Source organism: Micromonospora sp. ANENR4 (assembly GCF_015354395.1).
Classification (GTDB): domain Bacteria; phylum Actinomycetota; class Actinomycetes; order Mycobacteriales; family Micromonosporaceae; genus Micromonospora; species Micromonospora aurantiaca.
On the sequence record NZ_JADKYQ010000016.1, the window covers coordinates 139,593 to 153,713 of the forward strand.

The 14,121-nt window shown below is 73.6% G+C and carries 15 protein-coding genes; 6 read left to right on the forward strand and 9 right to left on the reverse strand.

The features are described 5' to 3' along the window. Nucleotides 1-185 precede the first annotated feature (185 nt). On the forward strand, nucleotides 186-1,094 hold the full coding sequence (locus IRY44_RS25745) for a helix-turn-helix domain-containing protein (protein ID WP_228532791.1): 909 nt from the start codon (nucleotides 186-188) through the stop codon (nucleotides 1,092-1,094). 18 nt (nucleotides 1,095-1,112) lie between these two features. Here the strand turns inward: IRY44_RS25745 and IRY44_RS25750 are convergent, their stop codons facing one another. From IRY44_RS25750 to IRY44_RS25770, 5 genes are all read right to left on the reverse strand, one after another. Then, nucleotides 1,113-1,787, reverse strand: coding sequence for a pyridoxamine 5'-phosphate oxidase family protein (locus tag IRY44_RS25750; protein ID WP_194802808.1), 675 nt, complete (start codon nucleotides 1,785-1,787; stop codon nucleotides 1,113-1,115). 64 nt (nucleotides 1,788-1,851) lie between these two features. Further along, a complete protein-coding gene (locus tag IRY44_RS25755; protein ID WP_135240741.1) occupies nucleotides 1,852-2,214 on the reverse strand; it encodes a helix-turn-helix transcriptional regulator in 363 nt (120 codons plus the stop codon). A gap of 68 nt (nucleotides 2,215-2,282) precedes the next feature. Beyond that, a complete protein-coding gene (locus tag IRY44_RS25760; protein WP_194802809.1) occupies nucleotides 2,283-2,690 on the reverse strand; it encodes an arsenate reductase ArsC in 408 nt (135 codons plus the stop codon). A 58-nt stretch (nucleotides 2,691-2,748) separates the two neighbouring features. After that, the gene (arsB, locus tag IRY44_RS25765) at nucleotides 2,749-3,834 is read right to left on the reverse strand and encodes an ACR3 family arsenite efflux transporter (protein WP_194802810.1); all 1,086 of its coding nucleotides are present in this window, start codon (nucleotides 3,832-3,834) and stop codon (nucleotides 2,749-2,751) included. Nucleotides 3,835-3,903: 69 nt separating this feature from the next. Then, nucleotides 3,904-4,287, reverse strand: coding sequence for a helix-turn-helix transcriptional regulator (locus IRY44_RS25770; RefSeq protein WP_194802811.1), 384 nt, complete (start codon nucleotides 4,285-4,287; stop codon nucleotides 3,904-3,906). Nucleotides 4,288-4,459: 172 nt separating this feature from the next. Between IRY44_RS25770 and IRY44_RS25775 the strand changes: the two genes are divergently transcribed. Both IRY44_RS25775 and IRY44_RS25780 read left to right on the forward strand, forming a co-directional pair. After that, on the forward strand, nucleotides 4,460-4,786 hold the full coding sequence (locus IRY44_RS25775) for an ArsR/SmtB family transcription factor (protein ID WP_370585014.1): 327 nt from the start codon (nucleotides 4,460-4,462) through the stop codon (nucleotides 4,784-4,786). 74 nt (nucleotides 4,787-4,860) lie between these two features. Next, entirely contained in the window at nucleotides 4,861-6,276 is a 1,416-nt protein-coding gene (locus IRY44_RS25780) for an FAD-dependent oxidoreductase (protein ID WP_194802813.1), read from the forward strand. 178 nt (nucleotides 6,277-6,454) lie between these two features. On the opposite strand, the gene IRY44_RS25785 is transcribed toward IRY44_RS25780, so the two are convergent. The 4 genes from IRY44_RS25785 to IRY44_RS25800 all read right to left on the reverse strand — a co-directional run bounded on the left by IRY44_RS25785 (nucleotide 6,455) and on the right by IRY44_RS25800 (nucleotide 10,726). Next, the gene (locus tag IRY44_RS25785) at nucleotides 6,455-7,231 is read right to left on the reverse strand and encodes a DUF2470 domain-containing protein (RefSeq protein ID WP_194802814.1); all 777 of its coding nucleotides are present in this window, start codon (nucleotides 7,229-7,231) and stop codon (nucleotides 6,455-6,457) included. Nucleotides 7,232-7,382: 151 nt separating this feature from the next. Further along, nucleotides 7,383-7,679, reverse strand: coding sequence for a DUF1540 domain-containing protein (locus IRY44_RS25790; protein WP_135240735.1), 297 nt, complete (start codon nucleotides 7,677-7,679; stop codon nucleotides 7,383-7,385). Between the two features lie 417 nt (nucleotides 7,680-8,096). Beyond that, nucleotides 8,097-8,774 (reverse strand): response regulator transcription factor, encoded by a 678-nt coding sequence (locus IRY44_RS25795; RefSeq protein WP_269697205.1) that lies wholly within the window; start codon nucleotides 8,772-8,774, stop codon nucleotides 8,097-8,099. Further along, on the reverse strand, nucleotides 8,771-10,726 hold the full coding sequence (locus IRY44_RS25800; protein WP_194802815.1) for a sensor histidine kinase: 1,956 nt from the start codon (nucleotides 10,724-10,726) through the stop codon (nucleotides 8,771-8,773). Before IRY44_RS25800 ends, IRY44_RS25795 begins: the two co-directional genes overlap by 4 nt. A 279-nt stretch (nucleotides 10,727-11,005) precedes the next feature. Between IRY44_RS25800 and IRY44_RS25805 the strand changes: the two genes are divergently transcribed. The 3 genes from IRY44_RS25805 to IRY44_RS25815 form a co-directional block, all read left to right on the forward strand. Next, nucleotides 11,006-11,185 carry a hypothetical protein gene (locus IRY44_RS25805; protein ID WP_194802816.1) on the forward strand — a complete coding sequence of 60 codons (180 nt, stop codon included), beginning with the start codon at nucleotides 11,006-11,008 and terminating at the stop codon, nucleotides 11,183-11,185. Further along, entirely contained in the window at nucleotides 11,182-12,198 is a 1,017-nt protein-coding gene (locus tag IRY44_RS25810) for a cupin-like domain-containing protein (RefSeq protein ID WP_269697204.1), read from the forward strand. The genes IRY44_RS25805 and IRY44_RS25810 overlap by 4 nt, the downstream gene beginning before the upstream one ends. A 651-nt stretch (nucleotides 12,199-12,849) precedes the next feature. After that, the coding region (locus tag IRY44_RS25815) for a condensation domain-containing protein (RefSeq protein ID WP_228532792.1) at nucleotides 12,850-14,121 on the forward strand (1,272 nt) is incomplete at its 3' end.

Genomic DNA, 14,121 nt, shown 5'->3' on the forward strand with positions numbered 1-14,121 from the left:
TCGATTCGACTCCGGTCGATAGCGTCGGACCCACTGTGGACTTAACCTCGTCTGGCCAACAGGAGCTTCACCGGCAGATCACCGGCAATGTCGCTGCTGACTGCCCGCTCAGCGGCCGCGGCTTCGGTGGTCCACCGTCATGAATCCACCAGAACCGGTACGGAGACGACGCTGTGATCGGCTACATGGATACGTTGGGTCATGAGATCGCTACCGCACGGCGAATGGCCAACCTGACACAGGAGGAGTTGGCCGCCCGCACCGGACTGAGCGTCCGGAGCATCCGCAACCTGGAGTCGTCGCGGGTGACCCGTCCGCGGCCCGCGACCGTCCGGCTGCTCCGCGAGGTCCTCGGCCTGCCCGCCCACCCGGCGGTCGCGGCCCGGATCCGTCCCATGCAGCTGCCGCTGGAGATCCCCGGCTTCACCGGCCGTTCGGCACAACTGCGGCAACTCGACCGGCTGCTCGAAGGCGGGCCGCGGCGGATGTCGAGCGTGGTGGTGTGCGTGCTGTCCGGCCGGTCCGGCATCGGCAAGACGGCGCTGGCGCTGCGCTGGGCGCACCGGTCGGCCGCCCGGTTCGCCGACGGGGTGCTGCACGTCCAGCTCGGCGGCAGCGACCCGGTACGGCCGGCGGTGGCGCCGGCCGAGGCGCTCGGCGGCCTGATCGAGGCGCTCGACGTACCCGGTGGGGTCCCGTGCGGACCGGCGGCGCGCACCGGGCTCTACCGCAGCGCGCTCGCCGGACGCCGGATGCTCATCGTCCTCGACGACGCCCGCGACGCCGACCAGGTGCGGCCGCTGCTGCCCGGCGTACCCGGCTGCATGGTGGTCGTGACCAGCCGGCACCGCCTCACCGGCCTGGTCGTCGGCGAGGCCGCGTGCCCGGTCGTGGTCGACGAGCTGGCCGCCGGTGAGGCGTGGGACCTGCTGGCGGCGCGCCTCGGCGAGCGTCGCCTCACCGCCGAGCGCGCGGCGGTACGGGAGATCATCGCGCACTGCGCCGGTGTGCCCCGAGCGCTCGCCGTGGTGGCCGCCCGCGCGGCCGTCCAGCCCCGGCTGCCGCTGGCGGAGGTGGCCCGCCAGCTCCGGTGACGGACCGGGTGCCGCCTGTCAGCCCTGGTCGGCGCGGGTGCCGGCGCGCGCCGCGACGTGCGCCGGCACCGGCGTCGCCGGCGGCAGCGCCGGGTCGGTCACCGGCTGCTCCCAGCGCGCGACAAGCGGCAGCTCGCCGGCCCAGAGCCCGAGGGCGGCGTCCGGGCTGTCGCCGTCGTCCGGCGGTCCGCTGCGCGTCTTGACCGACGCCTCGGTCAGCGGAAGCGCCAGCAGCGCGGTGGCCGCCAGTTCCCGCCGGTTCGGTCGGCGGGCGTGGTCCCACTGGCCGGGGGCGACGTGCTCGGTCAGCAGCCGCAGGCCGTACACCTTCTCCTCGGCGTCGGTCACCCACCGGGGCCGGCCGTAGATCATCGCGCTGCGGTAGTTGATCCCGTGCTCGAACACCGAGCGCGCCAGGACCAGCCCGTCGACCACGGTGACCGTCACGCAGACCTCGGCGTCAGTGGTGAGGCTCCGGCTGGCCACCGAGCCGTGCAGATAGAGGTGCCTGTCGTCGAAGCCGTAGACGGTCGGCACGACCATCGGTCCGCCGTCGACGAGCACGCCCAGATGGCAGACGGCGGCGGCCCGGAGCACGTCGAACAGGGCGGCGCGGTCGCGGTGCCCCTTCTCCTTCATCCGGCGCAGGGTCGTACGCGGCGTCGCGGACAACCGCCCGTCGGTGTCGGTCATGACTGATCTCCTGTCGGCCCCGCCGTTTCTACCGGCTCGGGCCGCGCACCTCAAGGGTGCCGGGTCAGCGGACCTTCTTCGTCGGCCGTTTACGAGGAGGCGTCAGCAACTCGGCGATCGCCGAGATCGCGGACGGCACCAGGCGGTAGTACGCCCACACGCCCCGCTTCTCCCGCTCGATCAGGCCGGCCTCGGTGAGGATCCGGAGGTGATGGCTGACGGTCGGCTGGGAGAGACCGAGCGGCGCGGTGAGGTCGCTGACGGACGCCTCGCCCTCCGGCGCGGACTGGATCAGGCTGAGCAGGCGCAGCCGGGCCGGGTCGGCCAACGCCTTCAGGACGCCCGCGAGGCGTTCGGCGTCGGCACGCTTGATCGGCTCGCCGGTGAGCGGCGAGATGGCAGGGGTGGCAGTCTTCGCAGTTCCCACGCTTGCATCGTCGCACCAACGGCGGCCGCCCGCCGGTGCAATCAGGACCGGATCATCGTCGGTTACCACTACGGTGTCGACTGCAGTTCGGCGAGCAGCCGTTCCACCCGGGCGCGGATCTCGTCCCGGACGGGGCGTACCGCGTCGACGTCCTTGCCCGCGGGGTCGTCGAGCTTCCAGTCCTCGTACCGCTTGCCCGGGAAGACGGGGCACGCGTCGCCGCAGCCCATCGTGACGATGACGTCCGAGGACTCCGCCGTCTCGTACTCCAGGAGCCTGGGGGTCTGGCCGGTGATGTCGATACCGACCTCCCGCATGGCCTCGACGGCGGCCGGGTTGACCTGGCCGGCCGGCGCGCTGCCGGCGGAGCGCACCTCGACGGTGTCGCCGGCGAGGTGGCGCAGCCACCCGGCGGCCATCTGGGAACGGCCGGCGTTGTGCACGCAGACGAACAGGACGCTGGGCTTGCCGCTCATCGGGTCTCCCTGATACGGGTGGTTGCCGCGCGGCGTGCCGCAGCGCGGTCGGGGCGTCTCACGGCCGGGTGCCCGGCGCGGGGAACAGGCGGGCGCGGGCCCACAGCGACACGTAGACCAGGCCGACGAGGACCGGGACCTCGATCAGCGGGCCGACGACACCGGCGAGGGCCTGGCCGGAGGCGATCCCGAAGGTGCCGATCGCGACCGCGATGGCCAGTTCGAAGTTGTTGCCCGCCGCGGTGAACGCCAGGGTGGTGGTGCGTTCGTAGTTGAGACCGATGGCCCGGCCGAGCAGGTAGGAGCCGGCCCACATGAGGGCGAAGTAGGCCAGCAGCGGCAGAGCGATGCGGGCCACGTCGGCCGGCCGGTCGGTGATGGCCTCGCCCTGCAGGGCGAACAGCACGACGATGGTGAACAGCAGTCCGTACAGGGCGACGGGCCCGACCCTGGGCAGGAACCGCCGCTCGTACCAGTCGCGGCCCCTGGTGCGCTCGCCGAGGCGGCGGGAGAGGTAGCCGGCGAGCAGGGGGATGCCGAGGAAGACGAGTACGTTACCGGCGATGTCCCAGCCGGAGACATCCAGCGCGGCGCCGTCCAGACCCAGCCAGCCCGGCAGCACCGACAGGTAGAACCAGCCGAGCAGGCCGAAGGCGACGACCTGGAACACCGAATTGACGGCGACGAGGACCGCCGCTGCCTCCCGGTCGCCGCAGGCCAGGTCGTTCCAGATGATGACCATCGCGATGCAGCGGGCCAGGCCGACGATGATCAGACCGGTGCGGTACTCCGGCTGGTCGGCCAGGAACACCCAGGCCAGGGCGAACATGACGGCGGGACCGACGATCCAGTTGAGGACCAGCGACGAGACCAGGAGGCGCCGGTCACCGGTGACGGTGTCGAGGCGGTCGTAGCGGACCTTGGCCAGGACCGGATACATCATGATCAGCAGGCCGAGGGCGATGGGCAGGGAGATGCCACCGACCTCGACGGCGCCGAGAGCGTCGTCCAGGCCGGGGACGATCCGACCGAGCAGCAGACCGGCGACCATTGCCAGACCGATCCAGACCGGCAGGAACCGGTCGAGGCGCGACAGGCGTGCCACCACCGGCGTGGCATGGTCGGCTCTGGTGGCGGTGCTCATGGACGCTCCAGTGGGGTGTCGGTGTGGCGGCAACGGGGCTCGGGGGTGATCGGACCGCTCCCTCGAGGGCTACCGCTGCTCCGCGGCGGCCGGCTCGATCGACAGCAGGCCGGCGAGCCGGCGCAGGATCTGCGGCCGCGCGCGGTAGTAGACCCAGGTGCCCCGCCGCTCGGCGTCCACCAGGCCCGCCTCGCGCAGCGTCTTGAGATGGTGGGAGATCGTCGGCCCGGTCAGGTCGAACGCCGGCGTCAGGTCGCACACGCACACCTCGCCGCCCTCGGCGGAGGCGATCATCGACATCAGCTGCAGCCGTACCGGATCGCCGAGGGCCTTGAACGCGGGCGCGAGCACCGCCGCGGTCTCGGCCGGGACACGGCGCTGCGCCAGCGAGGGGCAGCACGGCGCGTCGGCGCTGAGGTCGACGAGGGGGATCGGCGCCTGTTGCTTCGGCATGTCTCTAGGTTGACATCTATCTAATCAGCGTGCAAGTCTTTGTTTAGAACGACATCAAGACAGGGTGCCCGCCGGGGAGGGCGTCGTCACGCGGTGCCCGTCCGGCGGTCGTCGGCTCCGGCGCCTGCTAGGCTTCATCGTCGATCGGCGATAAACGATTGAAGGAGTGGTGGTGGGCGACCTCCTCGACCGCGACACCGCGCAGACCTACGCCTCGTGGTTCCGGGCGCTCGCGGACCCGACGCGGGTGCAGATCGTGGAGTACCTGGCCCGCCACGCCCGGCCGATGAGCGTGGGGGAACTCGTCGCCGCGGTCGGGCTCGCCCAGTCCACCGTCTCCCAGCACCTGAAAATCCTCACCGAGGTGCGGTTCGTGCTCGTCGAGCCGGTCGGCACCGCACGCCACTATCGCATCAACGACGCCTGTGTCGGCTGCTTCCCGTCCGCCGCCGACGTCGTGATGGGTCGCCCGGCGCCCGATCCGGTCGGAGTCTGCTGACGGCTGCCCGGTGGCGCGACGTGACGTCACCGCACCTGACTGATTCGAAAACTGTCAATACAGAGGAGTTCCCGATGAGTGTCCTGGACGAGTCGCCCGTCGTGGTGATCGGCGCGGGCCCGGTTGGTCTGGCCGCCGCCGCCCACCTGCGCGAGCGTGACCTGCCCTTCCTCGTCCTGGAGGCCGGTGACACCGCCGGCGCGGCCGTGCGGCAGTGGGGGCACGTGCGACTGTTCTCCCCGTGGCGGTACAACGTCGACCCGGCCGCCCGCCGGCTGCTCGACGACGCCGGCTGGGTCGCACCGGCCGGTGACGTCCTGCCCACCGGCGCAGAGCTGGTCACCGGCTACCTCCAGCCTCTCGCGGAGCTGCCGCAGCTCAAGCCCCACGTGCGCTACGGCGCGCGGGTAACGGCGATCAGCCGGCTCGGCCTGGACCGGCTGCGTACCGCCGGCCGCGAACAGACGCCGTTCCTGATCCGCCTCGCCGACGGCGAGGAGCTGCTGGCCCGCGCCGTCATCGACGCCTCCGGCACCTGGGGCACCCCCAACGTCCTCGGCGCCTCCGGCCTGCCCGCCCGGGGCGAGGAGGACGCGGCGGCGTTCCTCGACCACGCGCTGCCCGACGTGCTCGGCGGCGACCGGCACCGCTTCGCCGGCCGGCGCACCCTCGTCGTCGGCGCCGGCCACTCCGCCGCGAACACCCTGCTGTCGCTGGCCGAGCTGGCCACCGCCGAACCCGGCACCGAGGTGATCTGGGCGATCCGCTCGTCCAGCCCGGCCCGCACCTACGGCGGCGGAGACGCCGACGCCCTGCCCGCCCGCGGCGCGCTCGGCGCCCGGCTGCGTGACCACGTCGACGCCGGCCGCATCCGGCTGCTCACCGGCTTCTCCGTGCACGCCCTCACCCCGGCCGAGGGCCGGGTCGCCGTGGTCGTCCGTCACGCCGACGGCACCGACGAGTCCGTCACCGTGGACCGTGTCGTCGCCGCCACCGGCTTCCGCCCCGACCACTCGATCGCGGCCGAGCTGCGGCTGGACCTCGACCCGGTCATGGGCGCGACCCGCGCCCTCGCCCCGCTGATCGACCCGAACGAGCACTCCTGCGGCACCGTTCCCCCGCACGGTGCCGCCGAACTCGCGCACCCCGAGGCCGGCTACTACGCCGTCGGCATGAAGAGCTACGGCCGCGCACCGACGTTCCTCATGGCCACCGGATACGAGCAGGTCCGTTCCGTCGCCGCCGCTCTCGCCGGCGACTGGGACGCCGCCCGCGACGTCCAGCTCGACCTGCCCGAGACCGGCGTCTGCAACAGCAACCCCGCCGACTCCACCGGCACCGACGGCTGCTGCGGCCCCGACCCCGCGGCCCCGCCGGCCGCACAGGGGCTGGCGACCGGAATCTCCGGGGGCCTGCTCTCCGCACCGCTCAGCCTGGTCAGTCTCGACACCCCGGCCGGCGGCCAGGCCGGCATCTGCTGCACCAGCTGACGACCACCACGACGGTGCCCGCCGACCCCACCGTCGGTGGGCGCCACGGGTGGGCGCGCCGCCGCCGCTGCGATGCGTTCGGTACAGAGCGGAAGCGGCGGGTACGACGGCGAAGCCGGCTGATCTGCGACGCTCGTGAGCAGCCTCGATCCGGGCGGGCGAGGTCCGCCCGGGCGCCCTAGGCGAGCAGCGTCCGCAGCGCCTCGGCGAGGCCGGCGCCGGCGGTGACCGGCCGGGCGAAGGACAACCGGGTGTCGGTGTGACCGCCCGACCGCTCCGCGCGCAGCACGATGCCCTCGGCGTCGAGCGCGACCGGGACGATCCGCGTCCCGTCGGCGCCCCTGTCGACGAGCGTGCCGAGCCGGTCCAGGAGGTCGCCGTGGCACCGGGCCAGGTGCGCGAGGTGGGCGGCCTCGTCGACGGCGATCGGGTCCGGACGGGCGGCGCGGTACGTGCCGAGGTCCACCGCGACGGGCTCGGCGGCCCGGTCGAGGACGATCTCGTCCGGCGCGAGTGCCCACAGCGCCACCGGCGGCAGATCCAGCAGCGACATCACGGTGGCCGGGTCGCAGGCGTCGAGCGCGGCCGGGTCGAAGCGGCGGGCGGTGCCGACGATCCGCAGCCGGGCGCGCACCCGGGAGCGCACGGCGACCGGGGCGAGGTGGGTCACGTCGAGGCGTACCGCACCGCTGTGGCCGCGCGCGGCGACCAGCAGGCCACCGGTGCGGCTCATCGCGTCGACCGCGAGCACGATCGTGCCGTCGGGGAGGACGGCGTGGGCGGAGAGGAGATCGGCGGTGGTGTCGCCGAGCGTCAGCCGCACCGAGGAGGCGGCGCTCAGCACGCACCGGGCGGAGACGGCGTCGCGGGGCGTGGCGGGAAGCGCCGACGGCCCTGCGGTGACCGGGGCGACGCCGGCCGACGGGGCCGGGCGCCCGGCGGGGTGCAACGCCATGTCTGTCTCCTCGGCCGGGAAGGGGTGAAGTCGGCCCAGGTCAGACGGTAGTAGGTAAGGCTTACCTGTGCAACGGCGGGTCGGATGCCGCACATGCCGTACGGGTCACGACGGTGGCGCCGTGACCCGTACGGGCGTGGTGTCCGGTTCGTCAGGCGGGCTGATAGGTCAGGCAGTCGCTGACCGTGGCGCCCGGCCCGACCGTGATCGACTCGGCGGTGCAGGCGAGGTTGGTGTTGTACACGCACTCGGCCCGCGCACAGGCGCCGACCGCGCCGGTGACCTCGGCGATCCCGCCGCTGAGCGAGGACTCGACGAACGTCGCGCAGGAGGCCGCGTCGGCGGACGCCGCCACGGTGATCGCGGGAGCGTGACAGCCGTTGTCGTTGAAGCTGCACGCGGTGGCGGCGCATTCACGTACCGGCGGAGACTGCAACAGGGTCTTCATGGTGCCTCCAAGTCATGCGGGCCGGCGGACACGAACGGCCGGCCTCGTGGTGCTCGAATGCCATCGGGTATTTGCCGGGCGGTCCGGTCCGCAAACCCGTCCGCCGTCAGTGAGGATCATGCTCACCTTAACAACGGAATGCGGGGTTGGCGGCCGTAAGCAGTCGTTTCCGCGCCGAGTCCCGGACCGGCGAAGATGAGCCTTACCTTGGTTAGGGAAGGCTTTCTTTCCAGGTGGGGAGATGTCTTTCTCCGCCCGCTTCGGGCGCTACAGGGCGGCCGGCGCAGCACCTCTGAGCAGCCACGAAGCCGACCGGCCGGTGCCGGGACCGTCATCCGGAACAGCGGGCGGTAATCGTCTCCGCCGCCCGCATCGGAATCGAGACCCGGGGTGCCGATTCGAAATCGGCGGCGCCGGTCAGCGGGCCGGGGACGGCGGCAGCTCGGCGGCGTTCGGATTACCCATTCCGTGGTCCCGCGCCCGGGCTATCGCCTCGGCGCGGCTGCCGAGACGGAGTTTGACCAGAATGGCGGAGACGTTGTTCCGTACGGTCTTGGCGCTCAGCCCGAGCCGGTGCGCGATGAGCGGGTTCGACAGGCCCCGGGCGAGCAGGCCGAGCACCTCGCGTTCCCGGTCGGTCAGTTCCGGGAACGGGCCGTCGGCGCGGGCGCCCAGCAGGGCGGCGGCGCGGTCGGCGAGCGGGCCGCCGAGGACCAGGTCGCCGCCGGCCACACCCCGGATGCCGCGCTCCACGTCCGCGGCCGAGGCCCCCTTGAGCACGTATCCACGCGCTCCGGCACGTACCGCGGCGACGAGTGAGGCGTCGTCGTTGAGCATGGTCACCACCAGCACCCGGACCTCCGGGTGGTCACGGCTCAACGCCCGGGTGGCCTCGATCCCGGACCCCGGCCCGAGATGGAGGTCCATCAGCACCACGTCCGGCCGGGTGCTGCCGACCAGCGCCCGGGCCTCGGACGCGTCGGCGGCCTCGCCGACGCACTCGATGCCGTCGAGGGTGTCCAGCAGCGCGCTCATGCCGAGCCGGAAGACCGGGTGGTCGTCCACCACGACGACGCGGATCGGGCGGTCGGTCACCGGCACTCCAGGGGGACGGTCAGGCAGACGGTGGTGCCACGGGAGGGGGCCGGCCCGACGGTCAGCGTCGCGCCGACCGCCTGCGCCCGTTCCCGCATGGCGTGCAGCCCCACGCCGGGGCGGACCGGCCCGGCGGCCACGCCCCGGCCCTCGTCGGTGACGGTGACCCGGAGCAGGTCCGGTCGCCGGTCCAGCGACACGGTGCAGGTGTCCACCCCGGCGTGCCGGTGCACGTTGCGCACCGCCTCGGCGGTGACGCCGTACGCGGCGGTGGCGACCCTCTCCGGCAGCGGGTCCAGCGAGGCGGGTGCGCGCATCACGATCCGCAGCCCGGCCCGCGCGTACTGGGTGCGCAGCAGGTCCAGGGCGGGACGCAGCCCGCCGTCGGCGAGCACCGGCGGCAGCAGCCCGTGCGCCAGCTCCCGCACCTCCGCCGCCCGTGCGGTCAGCTCCTCGGTCAGCCGGTCCAGCAGATCCTCGGCCCGGTCCGGGTCGCGGCGCAGCAGGTTGCGGGTGGCGGCCAGGCCCAGCCCGATGCCGCTGAGCGCCGGCCCGAGGCCGTCGTGCAGGTCCCGGCGCAGCGAGCGGCGCTCCTCGTCGCGTACCTCCGCCAGCCGTTGCCGCGACCGGGCCAGGTCCCGGTTCGTGCCGGCGAGGTCCACCATCGCGGCGACCACCGGGGCGAGGACGGCGAGCGCCTCCCCGGCCCGGTCGTCCAGCAGTTCGCCGGGCCGGGGCCAGGCGTGCAGGTGGCCGACCAGCCGGTCGCCGCGGACCAGTGGCACGGTGACCGGCGGCCCGCCCTCGTGCGGCGGCGGCTGCGGCCCGTCCTCGGTGATCCGCACGTCGGCCAGCCGCAGCGCGGTGGCCACCGTCGCGCCGATGTCGGTCGTGCTGCCGCCGCTGCGCACCACCCGGTGCAGCAGGAGTTCGGGCGGCTCGCCGTGCACGAGCCCGTCCACGCGTCGCTGCACGAGCGCGCGGACCGGCTGGAAGGCCGCCGCTATCACGCCGGTGACCAGCAGTTGCGGCAGCGGCGCGGCGTGCGGCAGCAGCCGGTCGGACACGGCGACCGCCGCGCAGTAGGCGGCGATCACCGTCGCGGTCATCAGGTACCAGACCAGGGTGCGCCGGACGGCCAGCCGCAGGCCCCACAACTGCTGGCGCAGCACCACCACTGCCACCGCCGCGGGGAAGAACGCCTGGGAGGCGAGCATCAGCAGCGCGGGCGCGGCCGGCGGCACCACCGCCGGTGGCAGAAGCGTGGCCAGGAAGGCCAGGGTGAGCAACGCGCTGCCCGCTGTCACCCAGCCGAGGCCGTTGCGCCGCGCGGGCTCCCCGCGCCGCCACCGCCACGCGACGCCGGCGGCGGCGAGCGCGCCGAGCCCGACCAGCGCGTACGGCAGGACGGGGGACAACTGTCGCAGCAGCGCGGCGCGGGCGTCGCGCAGCTCCGGCGTCAGCGGCACCACTCCCACCGGCGGCGGCGCGGTGGCGAGGACGGCCACCGTCAGCGCCACGTATCCGAGGCCGATGGCGACAGCGACCCGGTCGAGCCGGCTCGGCGGCCGCTCGGGCAGCAGCCAGGGCATGACCACGACGAGCGAGTAGAGGCCGGGCACCCAGGCCCACTGGTGCACTGCGGTCAGCAGCGGCGGCCCACCGACAGCGAGCTGCCACTGGGCGCAGCACGCGGCGAGTGCGCCGCCGAGCGCCGCCGCCGTGGCGATCCACCCCGGAAGCCGGCTGCCGCTGCGCCGGCGGCTCAGGATCAGCCATGCCGCCGCGCCGTAGACGACGCCGTCGAGCAGGTCGACGAGCGAGTAGAGCTGGGCGGCGGTGAACGGGGGAGTCGCCACCGCCCAGCCGGCGACCGCGCCGAGCGTGAGCACGCCGGTGGCGACGAGGACGGCCCAGGCCGTTCGACGCGGAGTGAGGAGTTCGTCACGCATGTCGGGTCCACTGTGTCAGGCCGGGAGGCGTCGGGGGACCACCTGAACGGCGTGAGCCGGATGGCGGGCCGGGCGGTGCGCGGGCCCGCCGTACCGTTCCCGCGCCGGCGCGGCCCGCCGCCGTCACCCTGCGGGCGGCGGTGTCCCGGCGGCCAGGGGCGGATGTCCCGGTCCGGCCGGGACGGGGGGATCGGCCGTGCGGTGCGGCGACGGCGTCCCGGGCCGGACGGGATCGGCGTCCCTGGCGGGCCGGGACGCCGCGCCGGTTGACTGCCGGGCATGACCGAGAACACGCCGGACCACATCCCGGCCCACGTCAAGAACTCCTACGTCAACTGCTCCGAGTACAGCCGGGCGCCCCGGCTCACGCCGCCGCCCGCTGACGCCCGAGGCGACGCCGTGGTGCTGTCGCTCCGCCCGGCCGCGCCGGCCGCTCCGCCCGTCGAGGTCACCCGGTGACGCTGGCCGCCGCGCCGGGCCTGCTCCCCGCCTGGCGGGAGTGGCTCGCCGAGAACCTGGCGATGGGCGTCGCCGCCGGGCAGGCCCGCGCGGCGGCCGTCGCCGCCGGCGCGGACGCCGACGCCGTCGACGCGGAGCTGGCCACGCTCGCCGGCCACCCGTACTTCGCCGTGTGCCGGCGGCTCGCGCTTCGCTACGACTGGATGGAGTCGGTGCTGGACACCTACCGGGTGCTGCGCGAGGACGACGGGGGCCGTGTCCTGGAGCGCCGGTCCGACCCCGGCGCCGAGGAGTTCTTCGCCCGCTACTACTACGGCAACCGGCCGGTAGTGCTCGACGGCCTGATGGAGGACTGGCCCGCGCGGGACTGGACCCCGGCCCGGATGGCCCGCAGGTGCCCGGACGCGGTCGTCGAGGTGATGACCGGCCGCGAGGCGAACCCCGACCACGCCTGGCAGTACGACAGGCACCGCACCACCATGCCGTTCGCGGACTACGTGGCGCTGCTGGACTCCGGCGCGCGGACGAACGACTACTACATGGTGCCGCGCAACGAGAACTGGAACGGCGCGCTGCGGGCGCTCGCCGCCGACGTGCGGCCGCCGGCGCACCTCGTCGACCCGGCCGGTGGCGGGCACCTGCTGCTGGGGCCGGCCGGTACCGTGACGCCGTTGCACGTGGACAACAGCACCGTGCTGCTCTGCCAGGTGCTCGGCCGCAAGCACGTCCGGCTGGTGCCGTCGTACCAGCGGCACCTCGTCTATCCCCGCGGCGGGACGTTCAGTGCGGTGGACGCGGCACGACCGGACCTCGACCGGCATCCCCGGTACGCCGAGGCGACGGTGCTGGAGACGGTGCTCGAACCGGGGCAGATGCTGCTGGTGCCGGTCGGCTGGTGGCACTGGGTGCACGCGCTGGACGTCAGCGCCACCGTCACGTTCCACCACTTCCGGGTGCCCGGCCGGAACCATCGGATGGCCACGCCGCCGGCGGCCGGTGCCGAGGCCGTGTAGCGAGCATCACACTCCAGCCACAGTGGACGCTGCGGCGTCGCCGGCACGGTCGGCCGGTCGGTCGACCGCGTCCGCCGGTCGGCCGACCGCGTCCGCCGTCCGGGGGAGGCGCGCGTGGTACGACGGGCGCACCCCCGGTCCCCCGTTCATGTCCACCGTCGCCACCCGGGCAACCGTACGCGAAGAATTTTTTCGCCGGGTTGCCCGGCACGGCGGCGCCCCGGGGAGGCCGCGACGCCCCGGCGCCCGCCCCCGCCGCCATCTGCGGCGATGCGTGAAAAGGCGCCCCTGAATGGGCGTCCGTTCTCGAAGATCCACGTGGAGTTGTCGTCCATCGATCATCGGCTTCCCGACAGGATGGGGTTTGCGAGAGCGTCGGACGGCGTTGCAGAATGAGTCCGTCCGGAGGTGTCGGGGGATCTGCGTCCGGAAACGAACTTAAGGATCGTAAAGGTCGCTTGGGAGTGATTCTGTGATCTCTCGTTTGTGGTCGTAGCGGGACCAAATCCGACATACGGCTACGTGGGATGGCGTCCAGCCAGGCCCTACCTCTGATCAGTGCGAGCGGTGGAATAGGTCGTGCATGCGACCGTTTTCCGCCTTGCCATGCATTTCGCCCGATGGGTGAATGAATGGGCATGGCGCTTCGGGATGTCTGACCGAATTGCGCGCCGACGCAACTCGCATGCGTCGGTAATCGCTTGTCGCCTGCCGGTTTCCAGTCGAGGAGAATTCGAATTGCGCCAGCTAGAGAACTGTGTCCAGGTTGATTACTCTCCGTCGTTCTCCCAGCACCGCATGTGGTTCCTCGACCGGCTGGCCGGTGGTCGCGACACCGCGTACGTCACCACTCCGATGTGGCGGGTGCACGGCCGGCTCGACCGGGAACGGTTCCAGACGGCGGTGGACACGGTGGTCGACCGGCACGACGCGCTGCGCGCCCGTTTCGTGGAACGCGACGGCATGCCCCGGGTCGTTCTGCCGCCATCGGCCGGCACCCCCGTCGACTGGCGCACCGCCGGCTCGGCCGCCGAGGTCGCCCGGGCGGCCGAGGTCGAGGCGGAGCGGCCGTTCGACCTGGCCACCGGACCGCTGCTGCGGGTCGTCGTCTGGACGCTCACCGACACCGAGCACGTGGTCCTGGCGGCGACGCATCACATCGCCTCCGACGGCTGGTCGGTCGGCCTGCTGGCCCGCGAGCTGGCCGCCGCGTACGCCGGGGAAACCCTGCCCGACCTGCCCGTCCGGTACGTCGACTACGCCGAGCGGCAGCGCCGCGAGCTCGACGGCGACCGGCTCCGCGCCGACCTGGACTACTGGCGTGACCGGCTCGCCGGCCTGCCCGCGCTGACCCTGCCCACCGACCGGCCCGCCCCGGAGCGACCGTCGCACGCGGCGGCGACCACCGAGTTCGTCCTCGGCCCGGACCTGGTGGCCGGCCTGCACCGCGTCGGCCGGGAACACGGCGCCACGCTCTACATGACGCTGCTGGCCGCGTTCCAGGTGCTGCTGGGCCGGTGGAGCGGGCAGGACGACTTCGGCATCGGCTCGCCGGTGGCCGGCCGGGACCGGCCCGAGGTGGAGAACCTCATCGGACTGTTCGTCAACACGGTGGTCACGCGCGCCGACCTGAGTGGCGACCCGACGTTCGCCGAGCTGCTCGGCCGGGTCCGCGACGACGCCCTCGACGCGCTCGACCACCAGGAGGTCCCGTACGAGCGGGTGGTCCGCGAGTTGCGGCCCGAGCGGCCGGACACCGACTCGCTTATCGACGCCTGGTTCGCGATGCAGAACGTGCCGGGCGACGGCCCCTCGGCCGGACCGCTGCGCTTCACCGACTTCGAGACCGACCGCCCCAAGGCGCTGTTCGCGGTGTCGCTGTTCGCCCAGCCGCGCGGCGACGAACTCGCCATGACGCTTGTC